The 15,546-nt window shown below is 66.1% G+C and carries 13 protein-coding genes and 1 tRNA gene; 10 read left to right on the top strand and 4 right to left on the bottom strand.

Annotated elements, in window-relative coordinates:
- The 5 genes from U5A65_RS30420 (at position 1) to U5A65_RS30400 (ending at position 8,045) form a co-directional block, all read left to right on the top strand.
- A tRNA-Pro gene (locus tag U5A65_RS30420) sits at positions 1–77 on the top strand.
- A 163-nt stretch (positions 78–240) separates the two neighbouring features.
- Entirely contained in the window at positions 241–1,863 is a 1,623-nt protein-coding gene (locus U5A65_RS30415) for an NAD(P)/FAD-dependent oxidoreductase (protein ID WP_321936085.1), read from the top strand.
- A 300-nt stretch (positions 1,864–2,163) separates the two neighbouring features.
- Positions 2,164–3,009 carry a translesion DNA synthesis-associated protein ImuA gene (imuA, locus tag U5A65_RS30410; protein ID WP_321948747.1) on the top strand — a complete coding sequence of 282 codons (846 nt, stop codon included), beginning with the start codon at positions 2,164–2,166 and terminating at the stop codon, positions 3,007–3,009.
- The gene (locus U5A65_RS30405) at positions 2,918–4,516 is read left to right on the top strand and encodes a DNA polymerase Y family protein (RefSeq protein WP_321912431.1); all 1,599 of its coding nucleotides are present in this window, start codon (positions 2,918–2,920) and stop codon (positions 4,514–4,516) included. Before imuA ends, U5A65_RS30405 begins: the two co-directional genes overlap by 92 nt.
- Positions 4,517–4,550: 34 nt before the next feature.
- On the top strand, positions 4,551–8,045 hold the full coding sequence (locus U5A65_RS30400) for an error-prone DNA polymerase (RefSeq protein WP_321948746.1): 3,495 nt from the start codon (positions 4,551–4,553) through the stop codon (positions 8,043–8,045).
- 76 nt (positions 8,046–8,121) lie between these two features.
- Here U5A65_RS30400 and U5A65_RS30395 read toward each other — a convergent pair whose 3' ends face one another.
- Together U5A65_RS30395 and U5A65_RS30390 are read right to left on the bottom strand one after the other, a co-directional pair.
- Positions 8,122–9,033 carry an SDR family oxidoreductase gene (locus U5A65_RS30395; RefSeq protein WP_321948745.1) on the bottom strand — a complete coding sequence of 304 codons (912 nt, stop codon included), beginning with the start codon at positions 9,031–9,033 and terminating at the stop codon, positions 8,122–8,124.
- Positions 9,034–9,044: 11 nt separating this feature from the next.
- Positions 9,045–9,251, bottom strand: a complete 207-nt coding sequence (locus tag U5A65_RS30390; RefSeq protein ID WP_321912425.1) for a heavy-metal-associated domain-containing protein — start codon at positions 9,249–9,251, stop codon at positions 9,045–9,047.
- Between the two features lie 160 nt (positions 9,252–9,411).
- Between U5A65_RS30390 and cueR the strand changes: the two genes are divergently transcribed.
- From cueR to U5A65_RS30375, 3 genes are all read left to right on the top strand, one after another.
- Entirely contained in the window at positions 9,412–9,837 is a 426-nt protein-coding gene (cueR, locus tag U5A65_RS30385; RefSeq protein ID WP_321912423.1) for a Cu(I)-responsive transcriptional regulator, read from the top strand.
- 297 nt (positions 9,838–10,134) lie between these two features.
- Positions 10,135–10,284 carry a DUF3563 family protein gene (locus U5A65_RS30380; RefSeq protein ID WP_321912421.1) on the top strand — a complete coding sequence of 50 codons (150 nt, stop codon included), beginning with the start codon at positions 10,135–10,137 and terminating at the stop codon, positions 10,282–10,284.
- A gap of 194 nt (positions 10,285–10,478) precedes the next feature.
- Complete coding sequence (locus tag U5A65_RS30375; protein WP_321936081.1) at positions 10,479–10,871, top strand: hypothetical protein; 393 nt, start codon at positions 10,479–10,481, stop codon at positions 10,869–10,871.
- 32 nt (positions 10,872–10,903) lie between these two features.
- Here the strand turns inward: U5A65_RS30375 and U5A65_RS30370 are convergent, their stop codons facing one another.
- Both U5A65_RS30370 and U5A65_RS30365 read right to left on the bottom strand, forming a co-directional pair.
- Positions 10,904–11,749, bottom strand: coding sequence for a 23S rRNA (adenine(2030)-N(6))-methyltransferase RlmJ (locus U5A65_RS30370; protein WP_321912419.1), 846 nt, complete (start codon positions 11,747–11,749; stop codon positions 10,904–10,906).
- A gap of 252 nt (positions 11,750–12,001) precedes the next feature.
- On the bottom strand, positions 12,002–12,973 hold the full coding sequence (locus U5A65_RS30365) for an aldo/keto reductase (protein ID WP_321912417.1): 972 nt from the start codon (positions 12,971–12,973) through the stop codon (positions 12,002–12,004).
- 271 nt (positions 12,974–13,244) lie between these two features.
- Between U5A65_RS30365 and U5A65_RS30360 the strand changes: the two genes are divergently transcribed.
- Both U5A65_RS30360 and U5A65_RS30355 read left to right on the top strand, forming a co-directional pair.
- On the top strand, positions 13,245–14,048 hold the full coding sequence (locus U5A65_RS30360) for a 3-hydroxybutyrate dehydrogenase (RefSeq protein ID WP_233882158.1): 804 nt from the start codon (positions 13,245–13,247) through the stop codon (positions 14,046–14,048).
- A 29-nt stretch (positions 14,049–14,077) separates the two neighbouring features.
- The gene (locus U5A65_RS30355; RefSeq protein WP_321948744.1) at positions 14,078–15,355 is read left to right on the top strand and encodes a patatin-like phospholipase family protein; all 1,278 of its coding nucleotides are present in this window, start codon (positions 14,078–14,080) and stop codon (positions 15,353–15,355) included.
- Positions 15,356–15,546: the final 191 nt, after the last annotated feature.

Genomic DNA, 15,546 nt, shown 5'->3' with positions numbered 1-15,546 from the left:
CGGAGCGTAGCGCAGCCTGGTAGCGCATCTGATTTGGGATCAGAGGGTCGTAGGTTCGAATCCTATCGCTCCGACCAGCAATACCGAGGGGTTACACGCCATTGGCCTGTAGCCCCTTTTCTTTTTCCTCGCATCGCTTGGCTTGCGTTTCGTCGTACGGCCGCGTTCCATTTGAAAAGCCGCCGAGCTTATAAAATACGGATCGGCCACACTTCCCGTGGCGATCGCACCCTGGCAGCCATGTTACGTTTATCCGAAGTCAAACTCCCCCTCGACCACGCCGAAAGCGATCTTGAAGCCGCGATTCGGGGACGCCTCGCGGAACTTGGCGTAGCGGCAGACGCGCTCGTCCGCTACACCGTCTTCCGCCGTGCGCACGATGCACGCAAGCGCTCGGATATCAAGCTGACCTATATCGTCGACATCGAAGTCAAGGACGAGGCGAAGGTGCTCAAGCGGATCGCCGGCAAGCCGCATTGCGGGGCGACGCCGGACATGACCTACCGCTTTGTCGCGAAGGCGCCAGAGCACTCGACGCGCCCCCGCCCGGTGGTGATCGGCATGGGGCCGTGCGGCCTGTTCGCAGGACTGATCCTCGCGCAAATGGGCTTTCGTCCCATCATCCTCGAACGCGGCAAAGCCGTGCGCGAGCGCACCAAGGACACTTTCGGCCTGTGGCGCAAGTCCGTGCTCAACCCTGAATCCAACGTGCAGTTCGGCGAAGGCGGGGCGGGGACGTTTTCCGACGGCAAGCTCTACAGCCAGATCAAGGATCCGAACCACTACGGCCGCAAGGTGCTCGAGGAGTTCGTCAAGGCCGGTGCGCCGGAAGACATCCTGTATCTGAGCCGGCCGCACATCGGCACGTTCCGGCTCGTGAGCATGGTGGAAAAGATGCGCGCCACCATCCACGAACTGGGCGGCGAAGTGCGCTTCGAAACGCGCGTCGAAGACATCGAGATCGAGCAGGGCAAGGTGCGCGCGCTCAAGCTCTCGAACGGCGAGACGCTGCCGTGCGACCACGTCGTGCTGGCGGTTGGCCACAGCGCGCGCGACACGTTCCAGATGCTGCACGATCGCGGCGTGTTCATGGAAGCGAAGCCGTTTTCGCTGGGTTTTCGCATCGAGCACCCACAGGGGGTGATCGATCGCAGCCGCTTCGGCAAGTTTGCGGGCCACAAGGAGCTTGGCGCGGCCGACTACAAGGTGGTGCATCACGCGAACAATGGCCGCTCGGTCTATAGCTTCTGCATGTGCCCCGGCGGCACGGTGGTCGCGGCGACTTCCGAACCCGGCCGCGTGGTCACCAACGGCATGAGCCAGTATTCGCGGGCCGAGCGCAACGCGAATGCGGGCATCGTCGTCGGCATCACGCCGGAGGACTATCCAGGCGGCCCGCTCGCGGGCATCGCGTTCCAGCGCAAATGGGAAGAGCGGGCGTTCGAACTCGGCGGCGGCAATTACCAGGCGCCGGGGCAACTCGTGGGCGACTTTATCGCCGGGCGTCCTTCGACGTCGCTGGGCTCCGTGGTGCCGTCCTACAAGCCGGGCGTGCATCCGACCGATCTCAGCACCGCGCTGCCCGACTACGTGATCGAAGCCATCCGTGAAGCCCTTCCGCAGATCGACAAGAAGCTCGCAGGCTTCGCGATGCACGATGCGGTGCTCACGGGCGTCGAGACGCGCACGTCGTCGCCGCTGCGGATTCGTCGCAAGGACGATTACCAGAGCGTGAACGTCGAGGGTCTGTATCCGGCCGGCGAAGGCGCCGGGTATGCCGGCGGCATCTACTCGGCGGCCATCGACGGCATCGAGGTGGCGCAAGCCGTGGCGCTCAGTCTGACGTCGGCGCACGCGTCCTGATAGCGAAAAACGACGGGCGGGATGCGCCGGCGCGTCCCGCAGTTCGTCTTCCAGTTCGTCCCTCAGTGTTCCCCCTCAGCGCGCCCTTCAGCGTGCGCGCTACTCGCCTGCCTTAAGCGGCGTTTGCCCCGGACGTAAGCCCCAGCGTCCGGGAGTAATCAATCCCCCATTTCCCGCCTTCCTCCAATCCCATAAAATACTGTATAAATATACAGGTGGAGGCGAACCGGCCTCCTGCTTGCCGATGCCCCATTTCCTGCCGGGCAGGGCGGAGCGTTCCCATCAACCAGGCTACGAACCATGGCAGCAGCCGTCCAGACCACTGCGCAACTCGCCGCGCACTTGCCCCCCCGGCTGCAAAGCCGCGTGTGGCAAGGCGATCAGCTCGCGCACGCCAGCGAGCGCTCGATGCCGAGCGGCCACGCCCCGCTCGACGCCCAGCTTCCCGGCGCCGGCTGGCCCGCAGGCAGCCTGACCGAACTGCTCGTCGAGCAGGGCGGCGTGGGCGAGATGCGGCTCGTCGCTCCAGCGCTGCGCGCGCTTACCGCACAGGCGGGCCGGCACGTGCTGCTCGTCGCGCCGCCATGGCGCCCGTACGCCTGCGCGCTCAAGGCGTGGGGGCTCGCGCTCGAGCGCGTGATCTGGGTGCGTGCGGCCGAAGACGAGGCCGCCTGGGTGGCCGAGCAGGCGCTCAAGCAGGAAGGCATGGGCGCCGTGCTGCTCTGGCAGACGAAAGCGCGCCCCGACGCCGTGCGCCGTCTGCAGGTCGCCGCCCAGGATTCGCAGGCGCTCGCGTTTCTCGTGCGGCCGCTCGCCGCGCGCAACCAGTCGTCGCCGGCGCCGCTGCGCATGACCTGCTCGCCGGTGCCGCCGCCCGACGACGCGAACCTGAACCGGCGGCAATGGATGCAGCTTGCCGCGCTCTGCGTCGATATCTTCAAGCGCCGCGGGCCGCCGCCCGCCCAGCCACTCGTCATTACATTGCCGCTGCAGGACGCGGTGCTGCCCCAGCCGGACGCAGCCTCCGTCGTCATGCCGTGGCCCGGGGTCAATCATGCTGTGGATCGCCGTCACCTTGCCGTTGTTGCCGCTGGAGGCCGTCAGACCTCTGATGCCGCCGGCGCCGTCAACAGCGCGCCTGCCTGAAAGCGCCGATGCCGATGCCGTCAGCGCGCCGCGCTGCTACGCGCTCGCCGACCACACGCGCATCCTGATCGCCGATCTCGACGCGCTGCGCCTGGGCGTCGAGCCCGGCAACACGCGCTCGCATGCGCTGGCGCTTGCGCCGGGGCTCGTGCTGCTCGAAGCCGATCCGGCGCGCGAGACCCGTGCGTTCGAGGCGCTCGCGCTCGCGTTGCTCGCCTATACGCCCAAGGTGTCGTTCGCGCAGTCGCACACACTGTTGCTCGAAGTCGGCTCGGGTTTGCGTCTTTTCGGCGGCGTGCGCGCGCTGCTCGGGAAGGTTGCGGCGACGGTGGCCAGCTGCGGACATACCGCGCGCATCGCCTGCGCGCCCACGGCGTGGGGCGCGTGGACGCTCGCGCAGGCGCGCGTCACGCGTTCGTCGCGCCGCTGGCACGTGCTCAAGGAAACGACGCTCGCGCGCGTGCTCGATTCGCTGCCGGTCACGCTTGCGCCGTTCGCCGCGCAGCACGACCACGCGCTCACGCAGATCGGCTGCGCGACGCTCGGCGATCTGCGGCGGCTGCCGCGCGAGGGCATCGTGCGGCGTTTCGGCGACGGCGTGCTCGGCTGGCTCGCGCAGGCGCGCGGCGAAGCGCCTGATCCGCGTGTCTGGTTCGCCGCGCCGCCGTCGTTTCACGCGGCGCTCGAATTGCAGGCGCGCGTGGAGAGCGCCGAGGCGCTGCTCTTTGCCGCGCGCCGGCTCGTGATGCAGCTGGCCGGCTGGCTTGCCGCGCAGCACGCGGCGTTGAGCGGCTTCGAATTGCGTCTGGAGCACGAACTGGCTTCGCGGCATGCGCCGCGCACCTCGACGCTCGCGATCGCGTGGGCGTCGCCTTCGCGCGACGCCGAGCATCTGCTGTGGCTGCTGCGCGAGCGCCTGAATCAGACCGAGCTTGCCGCGCCCGTCATTGGACTTGCGCTCGTCGCCTCGCAGGTGAGCGAATACGCGGCACCCACCGACACGCTCTTTCCGATGGCCGAGGCCGCCGAAGCATCGCTCGGGCAGCTCTTCGAGCGCATCGGCGCGCGGCTTGGCGAGCAGAACGTGCTGCAGCTTTTCGTCGAGGACGATCATCGGCCCGAGCTGGCGATGTCGGCGCGGCCTTACCGCGAGAGCGGCGCCAAGCGTGCGCGCAAGCCGCGCAAGGCAGGCAAGCCGCAGCAGGAAGCGGACGCGAGCGCGCCCGTGCAAAGCGCCTTCGACCTGCCCGAGGTGCCGCTGCCGGCCCAGCCGCGTCCGGCGTGGCTGCTCGAAAAGCCGCTCAAGCTCGCGACGCGCGGTGACCGCCCGGTTTATCGACGGCCGCTGAAGACGCTCACACGCACCGAGCGCATCGAGTCCGGCTGGTGGGACGGCGAGGGCGTCGGGCGCGACTACTACGTCGCCGCCGACGACCAGGGCCGCATGTTCTGGCTGTATCGCGAGCGCATTGGCGGCCAGTGGTATTTGCAAGGCCTGTTCGGCTAGCGCTTGTTCGTCGCTCATTCGGGTTTCAGGAATCATGTCGACCAGCGGGACGGGCGCGCCGTCGCCTTCACAGTTGCCAGCGCAATCGCCTGCACAGTTGTCCGCGCAGTTGCCTGACTACGCGGAGCTGCACTGCCTCACCAACTTCACTTTCCTGCACGGCGCGTCGCGCCCGGGTGAGCTGGTCGAGCAGGCGATCCGCCACGGCTACCGTGCGCTTGCGATCACCGACGAATGCTCGTTCGCGGGCGTCGTGCGCGCCTGGAGCGCGCTCAACGAATACGACGAGGCGCGCAAGAAAGCGCATGACGAAGCCGTGCGCGAGGCCCGCGAACGCGGCGGCAACTCCGCCGCCGCGGCCTTGGGCCCGTTCGAACCGTCGCTGCATTTGCTGATCGGCAGCGAGCTGAATCTCGTCGATGAACATGGCGCGCCGTTCTGCACGATCGTTGCGCTCGCAACGAATCGCGAAGGCTACGGCAATCTGTGCGAGCTGATCACGCTCGCGCGCTCGCGTGCGGCGAAGGGCAGCTATCGCGTGCATCCCGCCGATTTCACCGAGCCCGATCCGGACTTCGAGCATCTGAAGCACTTGCGCGACTGCGTGCTGCTGCTCGTGCCGCAGCGCACGGCCACGCTCGCGCAAACGCTGCGCGCCGCGCACTGGCTCGCGGGCTTCGCGGCCGAACGCGCGTGGCTCGCGCTCGAACTCTGGCAAACCGGCGGCGACGACACGCAGATCGAAGTGCTGCGCCACGTCTCGCAGGAAAGCGGCCTGCCGCTCGTCGCGGCTGGCGGCGTGCTGATGCACGCGCGTTCGCGCAAGCCGTTGCAGGACACGTTGAGCGCGATTCGCATCGGCAAGCCGCTGGCTTCCTGCGGGCGCGCGCTGGAGGCGAATGCGGAGCGGCATCTGCGCTCGCGCGTGCGCCTTGGTGCGATTTATCCGCGCGAGGCACTCGACGCGACGCTCGACGTCGCGCGGCGCTGCACGTTTTCGCTCGGCGAGCTGGCCTACGAATATCCCGAGGAACTGGTGCCGCCCGGCGAAACCCCGCAAACGTGGTTGCGCAAGCTCGTGATGAAGGGCGCCCTGGAGCGCTGGCCCGACGGCCTGAACGACAAGCGCCGCAATCAGATCGAACAGGAACTCGAACTCATCGACGAGCTGAAGTACGAGAAGTACTTCCTCACGGTGCACGACATCGTCCGCTTCGCGCGCGAGCAGAAGATCCTGTGCCAGGGGCGCGGTTCGGCGGCCAACTCGGTGGTCTGCTATTGCCTGAAGATCACGGAGATCGACCCCGTGCGCATGAACATGCTCGTGGCGCGCTTTCTCTCTCGTGCGCGCAACGAGCCGCCCGACATCGACGTCGACTTCGAGCATCAGCGCCGCGAAGAAGTCATTCAGTACATCTACCGCAAGTACGGCACGCGCCGCGCCGCGCTGGCCGCGACGCTCATCACCTATCGCTCGCGCAGCGCGCTGCGCGACGTGGGCAAGGCGCTCGGCCTCGACAATGCGCTCGTCGAAAAGCTCTCGGGCGCGCATCAGTGGTGGGACGGCCCCGATTCGATCGCGCGCCATCTGGAGGAGGCGGGCTTTTCGCCGGACTCGCACGTCACGCAGCAGCTCATTCGTCTCACGCGCGAGCTGCGTGGATTTCCGCGCCATCTCTCGCAGCACGTGGGCGGTTTCGTGATCGCGCGCGACAAGCTCTCGCGGCTCGTGCCAATCGAAAACGCGGCGATGAAGGACCGCTACGTGATCGAGTGGGACAAGGACGATATCGACGCGCTGCGGCTCTTGAAAGTGGACGTGCTCGCGCTCGGCATGCTCTCGGCGATCCGGCGCTCGCTCGAATTCGTGGCGCTAAGGCGCGGGTTGCCGGAGATGCGCGTGCAGGACATTCCCGCCGAGGACCCGGCGGTGTATCGCATGTGCGCCAAAGCCGATACGGTCGGCGTGTTCCAGATTGAGTCGCGCGCGCAGCAAAGCATGCTGCCGCGTTTGCGGCCGCGCACGTATTACGACCTCGTGATTCAGGTGGCGATCGTGCGGCCGGGGCCGATCCAGGGCGACATGGTGCATCCGTACCTCAAGCGCAGGCATGGCGACGAAGCGGTGGCGTACGCGAAGGAGGAATTGCGCCCGGTGCTCGAGCGCACGCTCGGCGTGCCGATCTTTCAGGAGCAGGTGATGCATCTCGCCATGGTCGCCGCCGACTACACCGGCGAGGAGGCCGACAAGCTGCGCCGCGCGATGGCCGCATGGCGGCGCGACGGCGATCTGCGTCCGTATCAGGCGGATCTCACGCAGCGCATGCTCAAGAAAGGTTACTCGCTGGAGTTCGCCGAACGCATCTGCAAGCAGATCGAGGGTTTCGGCGACTACGGCTTTCCGGAAAGCCATGCGGCGAGTTTCGCGCTGCTCGTCTACACGAGCTCGTGGCTCAAGCGTTACGAGCCCGCGGCATTTCTGGCAGGACTTCTGAACAGTCAGCCACTCGGTTTTTATTCGCCTTCGCAGCTCGTGCAGGATGCGAAGCGTCACGGCGTGCAGGTGCGTGCGCCCGATATCGCGTTGAGCGACTGGGCGTCGGTGCTGGAGCGGCGCGGCGCACCGGGGGAGCGGCTCGATGCCGGGGCGCTGCGCGTGCGCCATGCCGAGGTGCTGCGGTATCGCGCGCTGCTGGGCGCGGCTGCGCTGTTGCTGCGCGGCACGCTCAAGCGCGGCGGCCGGCGGCACAGGTTCATGGACGGCGCGAAGCGCGTCGTGCGCTCACGCATTGCGCTCGCGCCGCGGCGCTATGGACGCGACGGCCCGGCCGTGCGCCTCGGCTTCAGTCTCATCAAGGGCTTTTCCGAAGATGCCGCGCGGCGGGTGATGGAGGCGCGCGAGCGCGCACCGTTCACCGATGTCGACGACCTCGCGCGCCGCGCGGCGCTCACGCGGCGCGAACTGGAGGCGCTGGCGGCGTCGAACGCGCTTGCGAGCATTGCGGGCCACCGGCGCGAGGCATGGTGGGCCGTGACGGCGCAGCACGCGGTGCCTGCGCTGTTGCGCGATGCGCCCGTTGCCGAGGCGCCGCTCGCGTTGCCGCATGCTTCCGAGGGCGCGGAAATCGTCGCCGATTATGCGAGCCTGCGTCTCACGCTCAATCGCCATCCGCTCGAACTGCTGCGCCACGGCCTCACCAAGCAGCGTTTTCGCACGGCGGAGCAACTGGCGCATTGCCGGCACGGCATGCTCGCGCGCGTGTGCGGCATCGTCACGGTGCGGCAGCGGCCGGGCACGGCGAACGGCACAATCTTCGTTTCTCTGGAAGACGAAACCGGCACCATCAACGTGATCGTGCACGCGGCGCTCGTCGAGTCGCAGCGCAAGGCGCTGCTCGGGTCTTCGCTGCTGGCGGTGGCGGGCGTGGTGCAGCGCGAAGGCGAGGTGGTGCACCTCGTGGCGCACCGGCTGGAGGACCACAGCCGGCTGCTTGGGCGGCTCGCAACGGAGAGCCGGAATTTCCATTGAATGTTCGCGGCGGGTTTCTACGTAGAAACCATGCGCGCAACGGCCTCGTGACGGGCCACTGCGGTGCTCCCCCGCGCTATGCGCCGTCTTTCATGAAAGCGTCGAGCACGGCGCGAATCGCCGCGTCGAACGGCGTGCGGCGGCCCATGCCCAGTGTTTTGAGACGGCTCGAATCGAGATGGCAGTTGCGTGGGCGCGGCGTGGCGTCGGTGGGCGTCGGCTGTGCGAGCAGACGCGCTTCTACGCCCAGTGCCTGCGCGATGCGCTCGGCGATGTCGTACTTCGTCATCGGCTCGTCGCCGGACCATTGCGCGATGCCGCGCACGGGTGCGCCATCCGCGCAGCGCAACAGTAGTTCGCGGATCACGAACGCCACGTCGGGCGTGAAAGTGGGGTAGCGCGTGGCCCACGCGTCCATCGGCGCCGCCTGCGCCCCGGGCTGCGCCGACGCGCGGATAGCCGGCACGAGGCTCGTGACCGCCGATTCATGCCAGCCGACGATCGGCCCGTACAGCAAGGGCAGGCGCAGCACGAGCGCGTTGTCGCTGGTTTCGAGCAGGGCCTGTTCGCCTTCGAGCTTGCTGTGACCGTAGGCGTTGAGCGGATTGGGCGTGTCGTCGATACGGTAGGGCGGCTGCGTGCCGTCGAACACGTAATCGGTGGAGATCGAAAGCACCCACGCGTCGCTCTGGCGCGCCGCCGCAGCGACGCTGCGCACGGCATCGACATTGAGCGCACGCGCTGCCGCCGGATCGTGCTCGCACACGTCGGGGCGGCGCTCGGCGGCGGCCAGTACGATCGCGTCGGGCGCCTCGCGCTCGACGAATGCGTTCACGGCCTGCGCGTCGCGCACATCGAGCACGGTCTGCTGCGGGCCGCCATGGCGGAACGCGGTCGGCACGACCTGCCAGGGCGTTTGCGCGGCGAGTTCGCGGACGATGGCGCGACCTAGCAGGCCGGACGCGCCGATCACGGCAACCTTGAACATGGCGCGGCCTGTCAGACGCTGGCCGTGCCGACCACGGTGTAGCCGGCTTCGTCGATCGCCGACTTCAGGACTTCGGCGCTCTGGCTCGATTCGACCTTCACGCGACCGGCGGCCAGATCGATCTCGACTTTGGCTTGCGCGTCGTGTTCGTGGATCGCGCGCGTGACGGCGCCTACGCAGTGCTGGCAGCTCATGCCTTCGACGTTGAACTGGATCATCGTGTGTTCCTTTTTCAGAGATTGAGGCTTGCTACTACTCGATATGAGGCCGCCGGCGGATTATGCCAGCGGGGCCGGTTGACGCGCTGGACCTTCCCATCATGGGAAGGTGTACGATCAAACCATTGATCAACCTTTGACCAGACAGCGGGAGAACGGCGTGAACATCGGCGAAGCGGCGCGCGAATCGGGCGTCACGGCGAAAATGATTCGCTACTACGAAAGTGTCGGGCTGCTTGCGCCCAAGGGGCGTACGGAGTCCGGCTACCGGGTCTATGGTGCGCAGGAGGTGCATTCGCTGCGCTTCATCCGTCAGGCGCGCCGGCTCGGCTTTCTGGTGGACGACATCCGGCGCCTGCTGGCGCTCTGGCACGACCGCTCGCGCGCGAGCGCCGAGGTCAAGTCGATCGCGCTCGAACACGTCGCCGAACTCGACCAGCGCATCGCCGAACTGACCCAGATGCGCGACACGCTCGCCCATCTGGCTTCGCACTGCCAGGGCAACGACCGCCCCGATTGCCCGATCATCGAACGGCTTGCCGACACCGCCGCGACGGACTGCCACGAGCCCGGCCACGCGCACTGAGCGCAGGTGCAACCGCCATGGGCAAATTGCCGCAACCGCGCTGACTAATTGCACTATATTGGTGCGTTTGCGCGCGATTGCTGACAATCGCCTGCGAAAATGCTGAAAAATGTGTCGATAAAACATGATGTTGCCGATTCGTATTCCACCATCATTCCAAAATGGAATGCACGGTATTCGGGCAATTCACTAGCAAAGTTCGGTGCAACCGTTATAATGCGGGTTATCCCTAATGAGGGTTATCCCTGATGCGAATTCACCGGGGATCGCCGAACCGAATCCTTGGAGCACACCATCATGTTTGCATTCCTTCTTGAAAAGCTGAGCAACTGGTTTGAAACTGCTGAACGTCGTCGCCGCGAAGCGTATCTCGCATCGTCGGCCGATATCGTCCAGCTCGAACAGCGCATTCGTTCGATCGAGTCGAACGGCTACAGCTCGCTGTAAGCCGGCGCTGCAGGCCACTGACCGGGTGTCGACCCGGTGAGAGCAGCACAGTTTCAAGCCCCGCATTGGCGGGGCTTTGTCATTTCTGCGCCACCGATGGAGCAGAGTCTGAGCCTTCCCACCGCGGTAAGGTAAAGTCTTTTTTGCGACAAGCCGTCATAGCAATGGTGTCGCTATCTCTCCGGGGGCCATTCATGGTGCAAGACCGCATTTCCCATCGCACATTGGTGTCGCCGCGCCGCGCGCCGCGGCGTTTTTCTGTTGCGCGTGCGGGGCTGATCGCCATCGCCATGGCGTGCGCCAGCGCCAGCGTGCATGCGGGGCAGCCGCTGATTCTGGATACGCAAAGAGGGATTAGCGACGGTCAACCGGGCATCGTTCTGCAAAACGCGCCGCTCTCGCACGAACCGATGGTGCAGGCGGCGCAGCCGGCGGGTCTTGCGCCGGATTCGTCGCAGCCCTATGTCGTCGCGCCGTATGTGGAAGTGCAGCAGGGCGGCGGTCGGCCGAATCCGCCGCCGCGGCCGCCACGCCCGCCTCATCGCGAAACGCCGCCGCTTCCCCAGCCGTTGCCGGCCGGGCAGTGACGCCTCAAGCGGAGTGAGGCGGTTCGCGCGGCTCAGTCGCCGCGCGACTCGATCTTGAACTGTGCGCCGGCGTCCTGGCCGAGCGTTTTCACAAGCCAGGGCAGCGCCTCTTTCATCGCCGCTTCGAGCGTGTAGGGCGGGTTCAGGATGAACATGCCGCTGCCGTAAAGGCCGAAACCGTCTTCGGGCGGATTGCTCACTGAAAGCGTGAGGTGCAGCCAGTTCTTGTCCTGCAGGCGCTTGAGTTGCTCCGGAAAGCGCTGCGACTCGGGACGCGTGACCTGCGGATACCACACCGCATAAGTGCCATTCGCAAAGCGCTTGAGGCTTTCCTCGACGCAGGTCAGCGTGCGCGCGTAGTCGCGCTTGTCCTCGAAAGACGGGTCGATCAGCACGAGCGCACGGCGCGGAGGCGGGGGCAGGAGCGCCTTGATGCCGTCGAAGCCGTCGCCTGCGTAGATCATCACGCGGCGCCCCGCGTCGTGGAAGCGGTGGCGCAGCACGTCGATTTCCGTGCTGTGCAATTCGAAGAGCCGCATGCGGTCCTGCTCGCGCATGAGACGCCACGCGAGATAGGGAGAGCCCGGGTAGAAGCGCAAGTCGCCATCGGGGTTCAGCGCCGCCACTTCGTCCACGTACTCGGCGAGCGCCGCAGGCAGGTCGTTGCGGCCCCACAGCTTGCCGATACCCGTGTCGAACTCGGCGTTCTTCGTGGCGTAGCCTTCGCGCAATGCGTAGGCGCCCGCGCCCGCGTGGGTGTCGATGTACCAGTACGCCTTGTCCTTCTTGCCGAGGTAATGCAGCAGTTGCACGACGACGGCGTGTTTCAGGACATCGGCATGATTGCCGGCGTGGAAGGCGTGACGGTAGCTCAGCATGATGGACGGGACACGAAGTCCGGTGAGAACGGGGAAAACGGCGGCGGCGCGATTGCTGCGCCGCCTGCCTGCGCCATACGCACACCGCTACCGAAGCAGCGGTGCGCGCAGCGAGGCCGCGTATTGTACGTCACCGCGAGTGCGCAGCCGCAACGCGAGTCACCCGCAGTACGCCAACCTCCCGGACGCGCTCAGGCGTGCCCCCATCCGACGGCGGCGAGCGCGCCGCGCGTTGCGGGCATGCGCGAGACGTCAGTCGTAAGCGTCGCCGACGATGGCCTCGATCTGCGCCTTGACGTCCGGCGTGATCTTTTCCGCCACGTCGCGCGCCTTCATGTTTTCACCGATCTGCTCGATACGCGAGGCCCCGGTGATGACCGTGCTCACATGCGGATTCTTCAGGATCCACGCGAGCGCCAGCTGCCCCACCGAGCAGTCGAGCTGTTTCGCGAACTCGGCGAGCTTGCCGACGATCTCGTTCTTGTCAGGGTCGGTAACATTCTTGCGCAGCCAGTCGTAGCCCTGCAGTTCCGCGCGGCTGCCCGACGGCACGCCGCCGCGATATTTGCCGGTGAGCAGGCCCGAGGCGAGCGGGCTCCAGGTGGTGAGGCCGAGGCCAATGTCCTCGTAGAGCCGGCGGTATTCGTCTTCCACGCGCGTGCGATGGAACAGGTTGTACTGCGGCTGCTCCATGACCGGCTTGTGCAGGTGATGACGCTCCGCAATTTCCCACGCGGCGCGGATTTCGTCGGCGCTCCATTCCGACGTGCCCCAGTAGAGCGCCTTGCCGCGCGTGATCATGTCGCTCATCGCCCAGACGGTTTCCTCGACCGGCGTGTTCGGGTCGGGACGGTGGCAGAACACGAGATCGACATATTCGAGCTGCAGCCGCTTGAGCGAGCCGTCGATCGCGTTCATGAGGTACTTGCGGTTGAGCGTGTGGTACTGGTTGGGCGCTTCGTTCAAGCCCCAGTAGAACTTGGTCGAGACCACGTAGCTCACGCGCGGCCACGCTAGCTCCTTGAGCGCCTGGCCCATGAGCTCTTCCGACTTGCCGCCTGCATAAGCCTCGGCGTTGTCGAAGAAGTTGATGCCCGCGTCGCGCGCCGCCGCGAGCGATTCGCGCGCGAGCCTGGCGTCGACCTGGTTTCCGTAGGTGACCCACGAGCCGATGGACAGTTCGCTTACCTGCAGGCCTGAGCGGCCCAGTCGCCGATAGTTCATTAACGCCTCCTTGTGAGCCGATAAAGCTAGCACGACTTGGCCATTGTTGCTGAACGGCCTTGCGGTGGCTGGCATGCCGCATTGCGCTTTGCACTGCGGCGAAAATCGCTTTTGCTTGTCTTGCTCGATGCTTGGACGAGACGGGTTCATGCACAATAGCCTGGTTGGCCGCGACGCAACATCCGGCCGGATGGCATAAGCCATTCGTCAGGTTTGACGGCGCGCGCTCCGAGGTTTCATCCTGTCCCGTTCACTCACCTGGAGGTGCCCGATGTCGTCTCTCTCACTGAACACGAAACTCGATGGCAAGGTCGCAGTCGTTACCGGCGCGGCCAGCGGCATTGGCAAGCAGATCGCCCTCACGCTCGCGCAGGCAGGCGCTGCGGTCGCCATCGCCGACCTGAACCAGAGCGGCGCGGACGCCGTGGCCGAAGAGATCAAGGGCGCAGGCGGCAAGGCCATCGGCGTCGCCATGGACGTGACCAATGAGGACGCCGTGAACCAGGGCATCGACCGCGTCGCGGCCGAACTCGGCCCGGTCGATATCCTCATCTCGAACGCCGGCATCCAGATCGTGAACCCGATCGAGAACTACGCGTTTTCCGACTGGAAGAAGATGCAGGCCATCCATGTGGACGGCGCATTCCTCACCACCAAGGCGGTGCTCAAGCACATGTACAAGGACGACCGCGGCGGCGTGGTGATCTACATGGGTTCGGTCCACTCGCACGAGGCGTCGCCGCTGAAGTCGGCCTATGTCGCGGCCAAGCACGCGCTGCTCGGCCTCGCGCGCGTACTCGCCAAGGAGGGCGGCAAGCACAATGTGCGCTCGCACGTGGTGTGTCCGGGCTTCGTGCGCACGCCTCTCGTGGAAAAGCAGATTCCGGAGCAGGCCAAGGAACTCGGCATCTCCGAAGAAGAAGTGGTCAAGCGCGTGATGCTCGGCGGCACAGTGGACGGTATTTTCACGACCGTCGAGGACGTCGCGCAAACCGTGCTCTTCCTCTCGGCGTTCCCGAGCGCTGCGTTCACCGGCCAGTCCTTCGTGGTGAGCCACGGCTGGTTCATGCAATAACGCAGGCATCGAGCGCAGGAGGCGCGGCAATGGCGCAACGCAAGAAAGGGCAGGTCCAGTCGAGCGCAGTCGACGACGAAGTCGGCGCGCATGCCAGTGCACAGTCCGGCGCGCATGCCGGCAACGCACCGCATCCGCATGTTTCCCAGTGCGGCCCGCAGGCCAAGGAGTGGGAAACCATCGCGCTCACGCTGCAGGGGGGCGGGGCGCTCGGCGCGTATCAGGCGGGCGTGTACGAAGGGCTCGTCGAGGCCGGCATTGCGCCCAACTGGATCGCGGGCATTTCAATTGGCGCGCTCAATACCGCCATCATCGCGGGCAATGCGCCTGAGCATCGCGTGGCGCGTCTGCGCGAGTTCTGGGAAACGATCTGCCAGCCGGCCTACAGCTTCCCGTTGCCGTCCTTCGTCGAGCACGCGCTCTTCAATGCGAATGCCGCCGTGCGCAAGACGTTCACGGCCATGCAGGCGGCAGGCGCGATCATGGAAGGGCAGAAGGGCTTTTTCGTGCCGCGCTTTCCGCCGCCGCTGCCTCATGGGTCGGGCTCGCCCGAAACGGCCAGCTACTACGACACGAAGCCGCTCAAGGCGACGCTGGAACGTCTGTGCGACTTCGAGCGCATCAACTCGGGCGAAACGCGCGTGTCGGTGGGCGCGGTCAACGTGGGCAGCGGCAACTTCGTCTATTTCGACAACAAGACCACGAAGCTGCGCCCCGAGCATTTCATTGCCTCGGGCGCGCTGCCGCCAGGCTTCGCGGCGGTGGAGATCGACGGCGAGTACTACTGGGACGGCGGCCTGATGTCGAACACGCCGCTCTACGAGGTGATCCAGACCACGCCGCGGCGCGACACGCTCGCGTTCCAGGTCGATCTCTGGAGCGCGCGCGGGCCGGTGCCCGACAATCTCATCGACGTGCAGGGCCGCGTGAAGGACATTCAGTATTCGAGCCGCACGCGTCTCGTGACCGACATCCTGCAGCGCTCGCAGCGTTACCGCCATGTGCTGCGCGAGGTGCTCGATCGCGTCGCGCCCGAGCATCGCAATGATCCGTGGGTCGCACTGGCGGACGAGCTGTCGTGCTCGAAGAAGTACAACGTAATCCACCTCATCTACCGGCAGAAGGAATACGAGGGGCACTTCAAGGACTACCAGTTCGGCATCTCGACCATGCGCGAACACTGGGCAAGCGGTTTGCAGGACATCCGCGCCTCGCTCGCGCAGCCGGGCTGGCTCGACAAGCCCGATAACGACTCGGGTTTCGTCACGTACGATATCCATCGCGACATGCGCGGCCACGGCGTCTGAGTCATTCGCGGCTTTCGCCACTCGACAAAGAAAAAGGCGTCCGTTCTTTCGAACGGACGCCTTTTTTATCGCATCAGCATGCCGCGTTGCGGCAATGCCTTTACTTCAGCACTTGTGCGACTGCGCTCGCCACGACGTCGAGGTTGCGCGTGTTCAGCGCGGCCACGCAGATGCGGCCCGTGCTCACGGCG

The sequence above is a fragment of the Paraburkholderia sp. J10-1 genome (genome assembly GCF_905220165.1).
In the GTDB taxonomy this organism is placed as follows: domain Bacteria; phylum Pseudomonadota; class Gammaproteobacteria; order Burkholderiales; family Burkholderiaceae; genus Paraburkholderia.
Note: the sequence above shows the minus strand (reverse complement) of the source record. Positions and strands in the feature narration are given on the sequence as shown.